Here is a 15,544-nt window from a genome sequence, read left to right on the forward strand (position 1 = left end):
TGCTATCACCTGCTGCAATTCCATAGGGTTTTGCAGCAGGAATGCCACACTTTGGCGCGCTGCTAGCGGCGAAGCGGATACAATCGGCTTGTAGACTCTGCCAACTTTGTATCCGGAAGATAACGTGCCCCAATTCCTGGCTGGCCTGTTCATATTTCTGCTGCTGTCGACATCTGCGCCCTGCGTGCAGGCGCAGGAACGCGTCACGCTGCAACTGAAGCACAGCCACCAGTTCCAGTTCGCCGGCTATTACGCCGCACTGGAAAAAGGGTATTACCGCGATGCCGGCCTCGATGTGCAACTGCTGGAGGGCAGCGACGGCAATGAACCGGAACGGGCGGTGCTCGATGGCCGCGCCCAATACGGGGTTGCCAGCAGCAGCTTGCTGCTGGCGCGCTTGTCCGGCAAACCGTTGGTGGTGCTGGCGGTAGTCTTCCAGCATTCCCCTTATGCACTGGCGATGCGCCAGACCGGCCCGGCGCCGGATATCCGCAGCATTGCGGGCAAGCGCGTGATGATCGGTTCCCTGACCGACGAACTGACCCAGGCCGATGAAGTCATGGCCTACCTGCGCAAGGAAGGCATTACCAACAACCAGCTGGTGCGCGTGGAGCACAGTTTCAATCCGGACGACCTGGTGAAGGGCAAGGTCGACGCCATGTCGATCTATGTGACCAATGAGCCGGACTACCTGGATCGCCTCGGTTTCCCGTACGACATCTACAGCCCGCGTGCGGCCGGCATCGACTTCTACGGCGACAACCTGTTCACCAGCGAAGCCGAAATCAAGAACCATCCGGACCGCGTGCGCGCTTTCCGCGCCGCCAGCATGCGCGGCTGGCAGTACGCCATGAGCCACCAGGAAGAAATCGTCGACCTGATCCTCAACAAGTACTCGCGCCAGCACGATCGCATGCACCTTCTGTACGAGGCGCGCCAGATGGTGCCCTTGGTGCAGCCGGTGCTGGTGGAAATCGGCTACATGAACCCGGACCGTTGGCAGCACATCGCGGACATCTATACGGACTTGGGCATGCTGCCAAAAGGTGTCACCTGGGCCGGTTTCCTGTACAACGCCGATCCCGGTTCCGACCTCACCTGGCTGTACCGCGTGCTGGGCGTGGCAGCGGGCTTGCTGGTGCTGGGCGCCGTGATCCACTTCTCGCTGCTGACGCGCGAGCGCACGCGCGCCGAAGAAACCATCCGCAAGGGCGAGCAGCGTTTCCGCACCATGTTCGAAGCGGCCCCGATGGGCATTGCCCTGATCGATTCAAGTGGCGGCCAGTTCCGCGACGTCAACCCGCGCTTTGCTGAAATTGCCGGCCGCTCGGCGCAAGAGATGCGCCACAGCCGCTGGCTGGAAATCTGCCATCCGGATGACGTGGCGCCGGAACAGGAAAAAATGGCGCAGCTGGCAGCGCAGCAGATTGCCGGCTTCAAGATGGAGACGCGCCTGATGCGTCCGGATGGCCGCATCGTATGGGTGGAAGCTTCGATCAACGCGGTAGGCACGGAGATCCAGCCATACCACTTGTGCATGATCGAAGACATCACGGACAAGAAGGAAACCGAGGCCCTGATCTGGCAGCAGGCCAATTTCGACACGCTGACACAGTTGCCGAACCGGCGCATGTTCCTCGATCGCCTGCAGCACGATATCCTCAAATCGCGCCGCGACGGCACCCGCATCGCCATCCTGTTCATCGACCTGGACCACTTCAAGGAAGTGAACGACACGCTGGGCCACCACCAGGGCGACGTGCTGCTGGTGGAAGCGGCGCGCCGCATCGGCGCCTGCGTGCGCCAGTCGGACACGGTCTCACGCCTGGGCGGCGACGAGTTCACCGTGATCCTGCCTGAGCTGTCGGAAGTGGACCGTGTGGAAGACATCGCCCAGCACATCATCGACAGCCTGCGCATGCCGTTCCAGCTGGGGCAGGAACAAGCTTTCGTCTCAGCTTCGATCGGCATCACCGTCTACCCGGACGATGCCGGCAACATGGAAGATTTGCTGAAGCATGCCGACCAGGCCATGTACGCAGCCAAGGGTGCCGGCCGCAACCGCTTCAGCTACTTCACGCCGGCCCTGCAGGTGGCTGCGCTGAACCGCATGCGCCTGACCAACGACTTGCGCGGTGCGTTGAAAGGCAACCAGCTCAAGCTGTACTTCCAGCCTATCGTGCACCTGCCGACCGGCAAGATCCACAAGGCCGAAGCGCTGATCCGCTGGGAGCATCCACAGCGCGGCATGGTCAGCCCGATGGAGTTCATCCCGCTGGCCGAATCGAGCGGCCTGATTGTCGATATCGGCGAATGGGTGTTCCGCGAATCCGCGCAATGGGTCAAGCGCTGGCGCGCGAACGTGAACCCGGGCTTCCAGGTCAGCCTGAACCAGTCGCCGATGGAATTCCAGCGCGAACGTGGCAGCTATGCAGACTGGCTGGCCTACCTGCAGCAGCTCGGCGTGCCGGGCGAAAGCATCGTGGTGGAGATCACGGAAGGCTTGCTGCTCGACGCAAACACCAGCGTCACCGACAAGCTGCTGCAACTGCGCGACGCCGGCATCCAGGTGGCACTGGACGATTTCGGCACCGGCTACTCCTCGCTGTCCTACCTGAAAAAGTTCGACATCGACTACCTCAAGATCGACCGCAGCTTCACCCGCAACCTGGCGCCCGATTCGAGCGATATGGCCTTGTCCGACGCGATCATCGTGATGGCCCACAAGCTCGGCCTGAACGTGATCGCGGAAGGCGTGGAAACCACCGAACAGCGCGACCTGCTGGCCGGCGCCGGCTGCGACTACGGCCAGGGCTACCTGTTCGCACGTCCTCTCCCAGCCGCCGACTTCGACGCCATGCTGCACCAGCAAACCATCCCCGCCGCCGCCGCCCCGCAAGCCACTGCCGCATAAAACCGTGCTAGACTAGCGCCGTTTTTCCTTCCTTGAATGCGCTGCTGCAAGAGAGGACGTCTACCGCGATCACCGCGGGTTCTCTTTACGTCCGTAGCAGCCATGAACAATTACACTCGACTTCAACGGGCCTTTGCCCGTTCCGGCATCATCGTCAACTACCGCGATGGTGTCTACCAGATCCATAACGAAAACGCGCAGGCGCAGATCCTTCTGCCGGCCAGCCTTCCTTTGGAGGAAAAGGCCGTGCGCCAGTTGCTTGAATTCGCCTCTGTGCGAAGCCATGACAATGAACGCGGTGCCTGCAAGGCTTGCGCCACGCCTGATTTTCATCCCGGTTCGATCGCACCGGTGGGAAGCATCGTCGCGACCGACAGCGACTTTGTCATACCGGCCGCAATCGGCACCGACATCAACTGCGGCATGCGGCTGCTCAGCACGGGGCATACGCTGCAGCAGCTCGAACCGCACAAGGATCGCCTGGTGCAGCGGCTGACGCGCAGCCTGCTCGATAACGGCCGCGATGTACCTGCCAGTACGGCAGCCTTCCGCGCCCTGTTCGACCTTGGCCCCGAGGCCTTCCTGCACGAGATTCCACGCCAGGGATTGTGGGGTGAGATGGACCACGCCCGCCTGCAGGATGAACTGGCGCGCTGTGTCGGGCTGCAAAGCTTTGGCGGCTCCGCAAGGCATGCACCGGAAGCGTTCACCGGGCGGCGCCATGCGGTATTCCGCGATCCCAATCTTGGAACTCCCGGCGGCGGTAATCACTTCGTCGAACTGCAGGTCGTGGAAGAAGTGCTGGACCGCCACGCCGCCTATCGCGCTGGACTCAAGGCCGGCGACGTGGTTGTAATGATCCACAGCGGCTCGCGTGATCTCGGCTTTTTCGTCGGCCAGGCCTGGATGGACCGTGCGCGGGCCGAGTGGCCAGCCGGCGTGCGCCATCCTGAAAGCGGCTTGTATGGCCTCAGCGGGCCGCTGGCGTCGGAATACCTCGAAGCGATGGGGGTGGCTGCCCGCTATGCCTGGGCCAACCGCCTGGTGCTGGCGGAGCTGGTCCGCAAGGACCTGGAGGCAACCATTGGCGCGTCCGCATCGCGGCTGGTTGTCGATGTGCCGCACAACGTCGTCCTGGCCGAGCAAGGCATGAACATCCACCGCAAAGGTGCTACGCCGGCGCACGCTGGCCAGCTTGCGCTGATTCCCGGCTCAATGGGCGATAGCTCCTTCCTCGCTACCGGCTTGGGCCATGCAGACTGGCTATGGTCGTGCAGCCACGGCGCAGGGCGGCGTATGCGCAGGCAGGAAACGCGTGCCCTTCGTCCTGCTGGCCCGGTAGGCGAGCAAACCTGGCAATGCGTAACGCTGCGCGAAGAAAGGCGTATTGAAGAGGCACCGGGCGCGTACAAGCCAATCGGTCCGGTGATCACGGCGCAGCAGGAAGCCGGCTTGATCCAGGCGGTGGCCCGATTCCGGCCCTGGATCACGTTCAAAGCATGACGATTGGGGCGTTCTTGACCCAGGTCAAAGTCAAGCGGCATCGTGAAAACCTATAGTTACTCCCGAGCTAACCAAGGAGTAAAGAAATGGCAAAAGAAAAACAGGTGTATATGGTCGGCGCCGGCATTGGCAACCTGGCGGCAGCGGCTTTCATGATCCGCGATGGGAAAATGCGCGGCGACCAGATTTATATTTACGATTCGCTGGGTGTCGCGGGCGGCAGCCTGGATGGCGCGGGCAATGCAAAAGATGGGTACCGCCTGCGCGGCGGCCGCATGCTGACCACCGATAACTACGAATGTACCTGGGACCTGTTCGCATCGATTCCGTCGCTGGTCCATCCAGGCCAGACGGTGCTGGATGAAACGCTGGCATTCAACGAACTGCATAAGTCGCACTCGCAGGCCCGCCTGGTCGACCGCAATCGCCACAAGGTGGACGTGACCTCGATGGGCTTCAGCCTGCGCGACCGAATGGAGCTGCTCAAGCTGCACGAAGCGGATGAAGCCGCACTGGGCAATAGCCCGATCACCGACCACCTGTCGCCGGAATTCTTTGAAACGCCGTTCTGGTACATGTGGGCGACCACCTTCGCCTTCCAGCCTTGGCATAGCGCAGTGGAATTCAAGCGCTACCTGCATCGCTTCATGAAGGAGTTTTCGCGCATCGAAACACTGGCGGGCGTCAAGCGCACCGTGTACAACCAGTACGACTCGCTTGTCCGTCCATTGCAGGCATGGCTGGCGCAGCAGGGCGTGCGTATCGAGACCGGTTGCACTGTGACCGACATCAAGCTGGCCGATTCGAATGACGAGCTGCTGGTGCACGCAATCGAGCTTGAGCGCGATGGCCAGCGCGAACTTCTGCCGATTGCACCTGACGACCTGGTGTTCTTCCAGAATGGTTCGATGACCGATGCTTCAAGCTTCGGCAGCATGGACGCGGCGCCAGCGCGGCTCGACCGCCACCAGAGCGGTGGATGGAAATTGTGGGAGCGTCTGGCGCAAGGCCGTCCAGAGCTTGGCAATCCGGCCGCGTTTAACCGCAACATCCAGCAATCATGGTGGGAATCGTTCACCGTAACGCTGCACGACACGGCATTCTTCGACCAGATGGAAGCATTCAGCGGCAACGTCGCGGGTACCGGAGGACTGGTAACCTTCAAGGATTCCAACTGGCTGATGTCCGCCGTGCTGGCACACCAGCCGCACTTTGCAGGACAGCCGGCCAACGTCAAGGTGTTCTGGGGTTATGCCCTGCACCCGGACCGCGTCGGCAATTTCGTCGCCAAACCGATGGCCGAATGCACCGGTGCAGAAATCCTGCGCGAATTGGCTGGCCACCTGAACTTTGAACCGGACGTTTTCGCCCAGGCCAACTGCATTCCGTGCCGCATGCCTTACATCACCAGCATGTTCATGCCGCGCCAGTACAGCGACCGTCCGTTGCCTGTGCCGTCCGGCTCGCGCAACCTCGCCCTGGTAAGCCAGTTCGTTGAAGTGCCGGATGATGTGGTGTTCACGGTCGAATACTCGATACGCGCGGCGCAGATGGCCGTGTACCAGCTGCTCGGCATCGAGCGCGAAATCCCGCCAATCAAGCGCCATGACAAGACGCTGGAAGTGATGCTGGCGGCGGTAGTCAAGGCGGCCTGACAAAAGGACGCGGGCAGCCGATTGGGGAATCCTTGACCTGGCTCAAGGATTTTTCAAGCGCGCCCGCGCAAGATGCCGGCTATGAATCTCGCAAACTCACTCTTGCACGCGCTGGCTGATCACGGCGCGCGTGAAGTCTTTGGTATCCCCGGAGACTTCGTCCTTGCCTTTTTCGAACAAATTGAGAAATCTGGCGTTCTGCCCCTCTACACGCTGAGCCACGAGCCGGGTGTAGGTTTTGCAGCCGATGGGGCGGCACGCTATCACGGGCGCATAAGCGTGGCGGCGGTGACCTATGGTGCGGGGGCACTCAATATGGTCAACGCCGTCGCGGGCGCTTACGCGGAAAAAGTACCGATGGTGGTGATCTCCGGCGCGCCGGGCTCCAATGAACGCCGCAACGGCTTCCTGCTGCACCACCAGGTCAAGCACCTGGACTCGCAAATGGCGATCTTCCGCGAGATCACCTGCGACCAGTGCGTGCTGGACGACCCGCAACGTGCGCCGGAAGACATTGCGCGCGTGCTGCGCAGTGCGATCGCGCATTCGCGCCCGGTCTACATCGAGCTGCCGCGCGACATGGTGCACGCGCCTTGCGCGCGGGTGCACGCCATGCCGGCGCCGGTTCATGATGCTGATGCCCTGGCTGCCTGCGTGGAGGAGGTGCTGGCCCGCCTCGAACGCGCCGCACGTCCGGTGCTGATGGTCGATATCGAAATCCGCCGTTTCGGCCTGGAGAGCAAGGTGGCGCAGCTGGCCACCAAGCTGCAGGTACCGGTGGTGACCTGTTTCATGGGCCGCGGCCTGCTGGCGAGCGAGCCGGAAGCACCGCTGCTCGGCACCTACCTCGGCGTCGCCGGTGCGCCGGAGGTGACCGAAGCCGTGGAAGGTTCCGACGCCCTGCTGATGCTGGGCGTGATCCTGTCCGACACCAACTTCGGCGTGCAGCGCGAACGCATCGACCTGCGCAAATGCATGCTGGCGCTGGATGGCGACGTTACCCTCGGCTACCACACCTATCACGATATCCCGCTGGAGGCGCTGGTGGACGGCTTGCTGGCCCGCGCCCAGCCGCTGCGTGCCGATGCTGCCCTGCACGGCGAGCGCACCGCCTATCCATGCGACCTGCCTGCGGACGACAGCCCGCTGGTGCCGCGCGATGTGGCCAGCGCGATCAACGACATGATGCGCAAGCACGGCCGCATGACCATCGCCTCCGACATTGGCGATTGCCTGTTCACCGCGCTGGATATCGAAAATACCGACCTGCTCGCGCCGGGCTACTACGCCACCATGGGTTACGGCGTGCCTGCCGCCTTCGGCCTGCAAGCGGCCGGCGGCGAGCGCCCGCTGGTGCTGGTCGGCGACGGCGCCTTCCAGATGACCGGCTGGGAGCTGGGCAACTGCCAGCGCTACGGCCTGGACCCGATCGTGGTCATCTTCAACAACTGCAGCTGGGAGATGCTGCGCGCGTTCCAGCCGCAATCCGGCTTTTGCGACTTGAGCGACTGGCGCTTTGCCGACATGGCGCCAGCGTTGGGCGGCGCGGGCTATCGCGTCAGCACGCGCGCCGAACTGGCGGCTGCACTGGAAAGCGCCGTGCAGCAGCGCGGCCGCTTCCAACTGGTGGAAGTCATGCTGCCGCGTGGCGGCCAGTCCGACACCCTGGCCCGCTTCGTCAACGGCGTACGCCGCCTGCAGGGAACCAAAGCATGATCGAACTCGTTTGTCCCGCCGGCAGCCTGCCGGCATTGAAAGCAGCTGTCGACAATGGCGCCGACACCGTCTACCTCGGCTTCCGCGACGCTACCAATGCACGCAACTTCGCCGGCCTGAATTTCGATGAAGCCGCGATTGCGGAAGGCATCCGCTATGCCCATCAGCGCGGCCGCAAAGTCCTGCTGGCGCTGAACACCTATCCGCAGGCGGGCAACTGGCAGCTCTGGCGCGAAGCAGTTGACCGCGCCGTCGGCGCCGGTATCGACGCCATCATCCTGGCCGATCCCGGCCTGATGGAATACGCCCGCAACAAGCACCCCGGCTTGCGCCTGCACCTGTCGGTGCAAGGCTCGGCCACCAACTACGAAGCGATCAACTTCTACCATGAGCAGTTCGGCATTTCCCGTGCGGTGCTGCCGCGCGTGCTGTCGATGCAGCAGGTCGAGCACCTGATGCGCCACGTGAAGACCGAGATCGAAGTATTCGGCTTCGGCAGCCTGTGCGTGATGGTGGAAGGCCGCTGTGCGCTGTCGTCTTACGCCACCGGCGAATCGCCCAATACAGCCGGCGTTTGCTCGCCCGCCAAGGCGGTGCGCTGGCAGCAGACACCAAAAGGCCTGGAATCGCGCCTGAATGGCGTGCTGATCGACCGCTACCAGCCGGACGAAAACGCCAGCTATCCCACGCTGTGCAAGGGCCGCTTCGAAGTGGAAGGCGAAACCTATTACGCCATCGAGGAGCCGGCCAGCCTGAACACCATGGAACTGCTGCCGCAACTGGTGCAGATGGGCGTCAAGGCGATCAAGATCGAAGGCCGCCAGCGCAGTCCCGCGTATGTGGCGCAGGTGACGCAGGCCTGGCGCTCCGCGATTGATGCCTGCGGTGACGGCAAGCGCCGCTTCGCCATTCATCCGAGCTGGAGCGCCGCGCTGGACCGCGTGGCGGAAGGCCAGCAGCACACCTTGGGCGCCTATCACCGCAAATGGAAATGAGTATGTTGAAACTAGCCCTCGGCCCGGTGCTGTATTACTGGCCGCGCCTGACCATGTTCGAGTTCTACCAGCAAGTAGCGGAGAGCCCGGTCGATATCGTCTACCTCGGCGAAGTCGTATGCTCGCGCCGCCACGAATTGCGCCTGCCGGATTGGCTCGATATCGCGGCCCTGCTGCGCGATGCGGGCAAGGAAGTGGTGCTGTCCACGCAAGCCCTGATCGAATCGGGCGCCGAACTGGGCACCATGCGCAAGCTGTGCGAACACCGCGACTTCCTGGTGGAAGCCAATGATTTCGGCGCCGTGCGCAACCTGGAAGGCGCCGGCTTTATCGCCGGCCCGCACCTGAACATCTACAGCGAGCCGACGCTGGCGGTGCTGGCCCGCCAGGGTGCACGCCGCTGGGTGGCGCCGCTGGAAATGGATCGCACGGCTATCGGCACGCTGCTCAAGACCCAGCCAGCCGGCATGGAAAGCGAAGTCTTTGCCTGGGGCCGCATGCCGCTGGCTTTTTCCGCCCGCTGCATGACCGCGCGCAATCGCAACCTGCCCAAGGACGATTGCCAGTTCAGCTGCATCGATTATCCCGATGGATTGATCATGGATACCCGCGAGCAGAAAGCTTTCCTGGTGCTGAACGGCATCCAGACCCAATCGGCCCTGTGCTGCAACCTGGTGCGCGCGATGCCGGAGATGGCCGACATGGGCATCGACGTGCTGCGCATTTCGCCGCAGTCGCGCGATACGCTGGAAGTCGTGGCGGCCTTCGACAAAGTGCGCCGCGGCGAGTGGCAGGCGCCACATGCCGCCGTGATGCTGGAGCCGCTGGCTCCCGGCGGAAGCTGCGACGGCTTCTGGTACGGGCAACCCGGCATGGAGCGCGTAGCATGAATACTGCGATGAGTACCACCCCCATTCCGCATCCCGCCCGCCATTGGCCGCCTGCTGGGCCGCTTGCCGCCGCAGCCGCCCGCCTGGCTGTTCGTGCAGGGCCTGAACCGAATCCTGGCGCCGCAATTGCCTGAAGACGTGCGCCAGGCCCTATTTGCCCGTCGTCTGCGCCTGCGGGTGGAAGACGCCGGGCTGGCGATTGATTTCAGCTGGCAGGGCAAAGGTTTTGAAATGGTCCGCCACGGCGAGGAGCCCGACCTGACCATCGGCGCCTGCGCGCATGACCTGGTGCTGATGGCGCGCCGGCAGGAAGACCCGGACACCCTGTTCTTCTGCCGCCGCCTGATTTTGGAAGGCGACACGGAACTTGGCCTGCTGTTCAAGAACACGCTGGACGGCCTGGATGCCAGCGCTTTCGACTGGCGCAAGCTGCTGCCGAAGATCCCGATCCCGCCCGGCGCCCGCCATGGCTGACAAGACGCTGCCGCTGGTGTACTCGTGCTCCGGCTGCAGCAGCGCGGCGCAACTGGCCAACGCCGTCGCGCTCAGGCTTGACCGGGACGGCACCGCAGAAATGTCCTGTATCGCCGGGGTCGGCGGCGGCGTCGCCCCGCTGGTCAAACTGGCCCAGTCCGGCCGCACCATCATCGCCATCGACGGCTGCCCGCTCGCCTGCGCCCGCGAATGCCTTGTCAAACAAGGCGTCTCCCCTGATCACCATCTCCTCCTCAACGAACTCGGCGTGCGCAAGAAAATGCACGCCGACTTCGATCCCGCCGCTGTCGAGCACTTGGCAAGGCATGCAGCCGGCTTGCTGTCGAAACCACAACCCTGACCGGCCGACAACCGTTTCGACGCCAAAAGGCGATAATAGCAATCGCGCTAAGCGGTTTCAATAGGCAAAGACTATTGAGTCTATTTGAACAATCAAATTTCCAAATCTCCGGGAAGGCCTTAAACTGGCGTCTCATTGATTCACAAACCCACGAGGAAACCACAATGTCCCTGATTAACACCCAAGTAAAACCATTCAAGGCCACCGCATACCACAACGGCAAATTCGTTGACCTGAGCGAAGAATCCCTGAAAGGCAAGTGGTCCGTATTCGTGTTCTACCCAGCCGACTTCACCTTCGTGTGCCCAACCGAGCTGGAAGACCTGGCAGACCACCACGCAGAATTCGCCAAGCTGGGCGTGGACGTGTACGGCATCTCGACCGACACCCACTTCGCTCACAAGGCATGGCACGACACCTCCGACGCGATCAAGAAAGTGCAATACGCCCTGATCGGCGACCCAACCGGCACCCTGTCGCGTAACTTCGAAGTGATGATCGAAGAAGAAGGCCTGGCACTGGCGCGGCACCTTCGTGATCAATCCGGAAGGCTTCATCAAAGTGCTGGAAGTGCACGACAACGGTATCGGCCGCGACGCTGCTGAACTGCTGCGTAAAGTGAAGGCAGCCCAGTACGTTGCTTCCCACCCAGGCGAAGTTTGCCCAGCCAAGTGGACCGAAGGCGCAGCAACCCTGAAGCCATCGCTGGACCTGGTCGGCAAGATCTAAGCATTCAGCACTGCTGAAGGCAACCGGCGGCCCTACGGGGCCGCCTTGAGGCGTTGAAGCGGTACCTACCGCAAGCGACTAATCAGAAAGGAATCGCCATGCTGGACGCAGACCTGAAAGCCCAACTCTCCTCCTACCTGGAGCGCGTTGTACACCCGATCGAGATCGTGGCGCACACCGACGCCTCCGCCAAAGCGCAGGAAATGTCGGCCCTGCTGCAAGACATCGTATCGGCCGGCCACGGCAAGATCACCGTAGTGGCAGGCAGCGACGACAAGGCCCGCAAGCCTTCCTTCGACATTACCCGCAAAGGCAGCGATATCGGCGTGAGCTTCGCCGGCATCCCGATGGGCCACGAATTCACCTCCCTGGTGCTGGCACTGCTGCAAGTCGGCGGCCACCCGATCAAGCTGGATGAAAAAGTCATCGAGCAGATCCGCAACCTGGACGGCGAATACGTCTTCGAGACCTTCATTTCCCTGAGCTGCCACAACTGCCCGGAAGTGGTGCAGGCGCTCAACGCCATGTCCGTGATCAACCCGCGCATCAAAGTGGTGGCGGTGGACGGCGGCGTGTTCCCGAAAGAAGTCGAGGAACGCCAGGTGATGGCCGTGCCGATGATGTACCTGAATGGCCAGCATTTCGGCCAGGGCCGCACCAACGTCGAGGAAATCCTCGCCAAGCTCGATACCGGCGCCTCGGCCCGTGCTGCGGCTGAATTGAGCAAGAAAGACGTGTTCGACGTGCTGATCGTCGGCGGCGGCCCTGCAGGCGCTGCTGCGGCCATCTACACCGCGCGCAAAGGCATCCGCACCGGCGTGATCGCCGACCGCTTCGGCGGCCAGGTGCTGGATACCCTGTCGATCGAGAACTTCGTCTCGGTGAAGGAAACCGACGGCCAGAAATTCGCGGTCTCACTGGAGCAGCACGTCAAGGAATACGACGTCGACATCATGAACACCCAGCGCGCTTCGAAGATCGTGCCGGGCAAGATCAAGGAAGTCCACACTGAAAGCGGCGCGGTGCTGAAAGCCAGGTCCGTGATCATTTCGACCGGCGCCCGCTGGCGCGAAATCAATGTGCCGGGCGAGAAGGAATACCGTAACCACGGCGTTGCCTACTGCCCGCATTGCGATGGCCCGCTGTTCAAGGGCAAGCGCGTGGCGGTGGTCGGCGGCGGCAACTCCGGTGTGGAAGCGGCGATCGACCTGGCCGGCATTGTTGAACATGTGACCCTGATCGAATTCGGCGCCGAACTGCGTGCGGATGCGGTGCTGCAGCGCAAGCTGGCCACCCTGCGCAATGTGAAGGTGATCAAGTCGGCGCAGACCAATGAGATCCATGGCGACGGCAAGAAGGTCAATGGCTTGAGCTACACCGACACGTGAATCAGGCCAGTCGCACCGCGTGGACCTGGAAGGTGTGTTTGTGCAGATCGGCCTGGTGCCGAATACCGAGTGGCTGAAGGGCACTATCGAGCTGTCCAAGCATGGCGAGATCGAGGTGGATGCCAAGGGCCAGACTTCGGAGACCGGCGTGTTTGCGGCGGGTGACGTGACCACCGTGCCGTACAAGCAGATCGTGATTGCGGTGGGTTGAAGGTGCGAAGGCGGCGCTGGGGTCCTTCGATTACCTGATCCGCTCTTCGGCGGATGATGAGCCGGCGGCGATTGCGGCCTGAAACCGGTAAGGCGGGGTCTGACCCAAGGGTCAGACCCCGGGTGTGCGAAGGTCTCGGGGTTGGTTCTGGGTCTTTGACTTTCATCGAAGATCAACAGCGCACAACCGAAACCTCCAGCCGCCGAGCAGACTGGGTCTGACCCTTGGGTCAGACCCAGGTTTACCGGTTTTCAACGACGAAAATGAAAAAAGCCCCGAATTTCTTCGGGGCCTTTCTCTGAATATTGGCGGAGCGGACGGGGCTCGAACCCGCGACCCCCGGCGTGACAGGCCGGTATTCTAACCAACTGAACTACCGCTCCAATTCTTCCGCAGTGAGTGGTGGGCGCTGAGAGGCTCGAACTCCCGACCTAATCCTTGTAAGGGATCCGCTCTACCAACTGAGCTAAGCGCCCCTGCCTTCACTGTCGAACGTTTGTCACAACGTTCAGAAGAGGCCGAATTATAGGATGGATATTGAAACCCGCGCAAGGGTTTTTCCAAAAAACCTCAAAATTATTTGGAAACCCCGATTTGCGACAGCAGCCAGGCCATCTCGAAAGCCTTCTCTCCCAGCGCGTTATAGCGCCCGGACGAGCCGCCATGCCCCGCCCCCATGTTCACCTTCAGCAGCAGCGGATTGCGATCGGTCTTATTGCGGCGCAGCTTGGCCACATACTTGGCCGGTTCCCAGTACATCACCTGGCTGTCATTCAGGCCGGTGGTGACCAGCATGGCCGGATAATCTTTCAACAAGATGTTGTCATACGGGGAATAGCTGCGCATGTAGTCGTAAGCCGGTTTTTGGCTCGGGTCGCCCCACTCCAGGTATTCGCCGGTGGTCAGAGGCAGGCTGGCATCCATCATGGTGTTCATCACGTCCACGAACGGCACGGCCGCGTGCACCGCCTTGAACAGGTCGGGACGCATGTTCACCACAGCCCCCATCAGCAGGCCGCCGGCGCTGCCGCCCTGGATCGCCAGGCGATCGCGCGAAGTCCATTTCTCCTTGACCAGGTATTCGGCGCTGTCGATGAAGTCGTTGAAGGTGTTCATCTTCTTCATCAGCATGCCGTCGTCATGCCACTTCTCGCCCATGTCATTGCCACCGCGGATATGCGCCGCCGCGTAGATCACGCCGCGTTCCAGCATGCTGAGCCGGGTCAGCGAGAAGTTCGCTTCCTGCGGAATGCCGTACGAGCCGTAGGAGTACAGCACCAGCGGCGCCGAGCCATCGAGCTTCACGCCCTTCTTGTAGGCCACCCACAACGGAACTTTCACGCCATCGCGCGCGGTTGCCCACAGGCGCCTGGTTTCGTACTGGCTGAAGTCGAAGCCGCCCGCCACTTCCTGCTTTTTCAGCACGGTGCGTTCGCCGGTCTTCATGTCGACGTCGATGGTGGCAGGTGGGGCAAGCGGTGACTGGTAGCTGATGCGGAACTTGGTCAGGCCGTATTCCAGGTTGGTGGACGGCATGGACACATACACCTCGTCGTCGAACTTCACGGTCAGCCACTTCTTGCTGCCGAAGTCGTAGATGCGGGTGCGGCCCAGGGCGCGCGATTTCTCGTTCACCGCCAGGAAGCCTTTGAACAAGCTGACGCCTTGCAGCAGGGTGTCCTTGTCATGCGGGATGACCTCGGTCCACTTCTTCGGGTTGGAAAGCGGTGCGCGTACCAGGCGGAAGTTCTTGGCATCCTTGTTGGTGCGGATGTACAGCTGGCCGTCGCGGTGGCTGACGAAGTAGCGGTGCCCCTTGGTGCGGCCCAGCACGGACTTGAAGCTGCCCTTCGGCTGGTCGGCCTGCAGCATGAACACTTCGGTGGTGTCGGTCGCACCGGACGTCAGGTAGATATGCTTGCGATCCAGGCTGCCCGTCACGTCCAGCGAGAACTGCTCCACCGCCTCGTGGTAGAGCTGCTCCGGCTGGCCGTCCAGCGTAAGGCGGAACAGGCGGTCGGCGCGCTTGGTGGTGGCATCTTCCTGCACGACGAACAGGGTCTTGTTGTCGGCAGCCCAGGCTACGCTGGTCACGCGCGGCATGCTGATCGACAGCACCTTGCCGCTGGCCAGCTCCTTCACGTGCAGCGCATATTGACGGAAGCCATTGTCATCAGTGGTGTAGGCCAGCAGCCTGGCGTCCGGGCTAGCGACCATCATCCCCACATGGAAGAATTTCAGGCCTTCGGCCATCGCGTTCTGGTCCAGCATGATTTCTTCCGCAGCCGAGGCATCGTAGCTGCCGTCCTTGGCCGCCAGGCGGCGGCAGTTCAGCGGATACTGCTTGCCCGCTTCCACCCGGCTGTAATAGTAGTAATCACCGCGCCGCGCGGGCACCGACAGGTCGGCCGGCATGGTGCGGTCCTTGAATTCCTTGTACAAGGTATCGGCGAAGGGCTTGATGCCCTCGGTCATGGCGGCGGTATAGCTATTTTCCGCGTTCAGGTATTCAATGACGGCAGGGTTGGACTTTTCCTGCAGCCAGCGGTAATCGTCGGTCACCGCTTCGCCGTGGCGGGTTTCCATCCACTGCGTTTTTTCGGCAATCGGCGGCTGCGGCAGGTCCGCAGCAAAGGCCGGCGCGGCCAACAGGGGCAGCAGCAGGCTGGTAATAAGGCGTTTGCGCACTTCTTCGGCTCCAAGAGGGA

9 protein-coding genes, 2 tRNA genes and 2 pseudogenes are annotated in these 15,544 nt (G+C 62.2%); 10 read left to right on the forward strand and 3 right to left on the reverse strand.

Annotated elements, in window-relative coordinates:
- Positions 1-124 precede the first annotated feature (124 nt).
- The 10 genes and pseudogenes from ACQ4MM_RS01040 to ahpF all read left to right on the forward strand — a co-directional run bounded on the left by ACQ4MM_RS01040 (position 125) and on the right by ahpF (position 12,918).
- Complete coding sequence (locus ACQ4MM_RS01040) at positions 125-2,914, forward strand: EAL domain-containing protein (protein WP_431475612.1); 2,790 nt, start codon at positions 125-127, stop codon at positions 2,912-2,914.
- A 102-nt stretch (positions 2,915-3,016) separates the two neighbouring features.
- Positions 3,017-4,417, forward strand: coding sequence for an RtcB family protein (locus tag ACQ4MM_RS01045; RefSeq protein WP_431475613.1), 1,401 nt, complete (start codon positions 3,017-3,019; stop codon positions 4,415-4,417).
- 86 nt (positions 4,418-4,503) lie between these two features.
- Complete coding sequence (locus tag ACQ4MM_RS01050; RefSeq protein WP_431475614.1) at positions 4,504-6,072, forward strand: oleate hydratase; 1,569 nt, start codon at positions 4,504-4,506, stop codon at positions 6,070-6,072.
- 81 nt (positions 6,073-6,153) lie between these two features.
- Complete coding sequence (gene ipdC, locus ACQ4MM_RS01055; protein ID WP_431475615.1) at positions 6,154-7,788, forward strand: indolepyruvate/phenylpyruvate decarboxylase; 1,635 nt, start codon at positions 6,154-6,156, stop codon at positions 7,786-7,788.
- A complete protein-coding gene (gene ubiU / locus ACQ4MM_RS01060; protein WP_431475616.1) occupies positions 7,785-8,783 on the forward strand; it encodes a ubiquinone anaerobic biosynthesis protein UbiU in 999 nt (332 codons plus the stop codon). The genes ipdC and ubiU overlap by 4 nt, the downstream gene beginning before the upstream one ends.
- A 2-nt stretch (positions 8,784-8,785) precedes the next feature.
- Positions 8,786-9,673 carry a U32 family peptidase gene (locus ACQ4MM_RS01065; protein ID WP_431475617.1) on the forward strand — a complete coding sequence of 296 codons (888 nt, stop codon included), beginning with the start codon at positions 8,786-8,788 and terminating at the stop codon, positions 9,671-9,673.
- 63 nt (positions 9,674-9,736) lie between these two features.
- Positions 9,737-10,147, forward strand: a complete 411-nt coding sequence (ubiT, locus tag ACQ4MM_RS01070) for a ubiquinone anaerobic biosynthesis accessory factor UbiT (RefSeq protein WP_431475618.1) — start codon at positions 9,737-9,739, stop codon at positions 10,145-10,147.
- Positions 10,140-10,508: a putative zinc-binding protein gene (locus ACQ4MM_RS01075; RefSeq protein WP_431475619.1), complete on the forward strand. Its 369-nt coding sequence runs from the start codon at positions 10,140-10,142 to the stop codon at positions 10,506-10,508. The genes ubiT and ACQ4MM_RS01075 overlap by 8 nt, the downstream gene beginning before the upstream one ends.
- Positions 10,509-10,672: 164 nt before the next feature.
- Positions 10,673-11,237 (forward strand): annotated as a pseudogene (gene ahpC / locus ACQ4MM_RS01080) (alkyl hydroperoxide reductase subunit C).
- A gap of 98 nt (positions 11,238-11,335) precedes the next feature.
- Positions 11,336-12,918: pseudogene (ahpF, locus tag ACQ4MM_RS01085) on the forward strand (alkyl hydroperoxide reductase subunit F).
- A 224-nt stretch (positions 12,919-13,142) separates the two neighbouring features.
- Here ahpF and ACQ4MM_RS01090 read toward each other — a convergent pair.
- The 3 genes from ACQ4MM_RS01090 to ACQ4MM_RS01100 form a co-directional block, all read right to left on the reverse strand.
- Positions 13,143-13,219, reverse strand: a tRNA-Asp gene (locus tag ACQ4MM_RS01090).
- A 17-nt stretch (positions 13,220-13,236) separates the two neighbouring features.
- Positions 13,237-13,312 (reverse strand) — tRNA-Val (locus ACQ4MM_RS01095).
- 100 nt (positions 13,313-13,412) lie between these two features.
- Positions 13,413-15,524, reverse strand: coding sequence for a S9 family peptidase (locus tag ACQ4MM_RS01100; protein WP_431475620.1), 2,112 nt, complete (start codon positions 15,522-15,524; stop codon positions 13,413-13,415).
- Between the last annotated feature and the right edge of the window lie 20 nt (positions 15,525-15,544).

It is taken from the genome of Massilia eburnea (genome assembly GCF_050709955.1).
Lineage (GTDB): Bacteria > Pseudomonadota > Gammaproteobacteria > Burkholderiales > Burkholderiaceae_D > Rugamonas > Rugamonas eburnea_A.

Bases quoted from the DNA above. Each gene is read 5' to 3' on its own strand.
- ACQ4MM_RS01045 (WP_431475613.1), top strand. From the start codon at position 3,017: ATGAACAATTACACTCGACTTCAACGGGCCTTTGCCCGTTCCGGCATC.
- ACQ4MM_RS01050 (WP_431475614.1), top strand. From the start codon at position 4,504: ATGGCAAAAGAAAAACAGGTGTATATGGTCGGCGCCGGCATTGGCAAC.
- ipdC (WP_431475615.1), top strand. From the start codon at position 6,154: ATGAATCTCGCAAACTCACTCTTGCACGCGCTGGCTGATCACGGCGCG.
- ubiU (WP_431475616.1), top strand. From the start codon at position 7,785: ATGATCGAACTCGTTTGTCCCGCCGGCAGCCTGCCGGCATTGAAAGCA.
- ACQ4MM_RS01065 (WP_431475617.1), top strand. From the start codon at position 8,786: ATGTTGAAACTAGCCCTCGGCCCGGTGCTGTATTACTGGCCGCGCCTG.
- ACQ4MM_RS01075 (WP_431475619.1), top strand. From the start codon at position 10,140: ATGGCTGACAAGACGCTGCCGCTGGTGTACTCGTGCTCCGGCTGCAGC.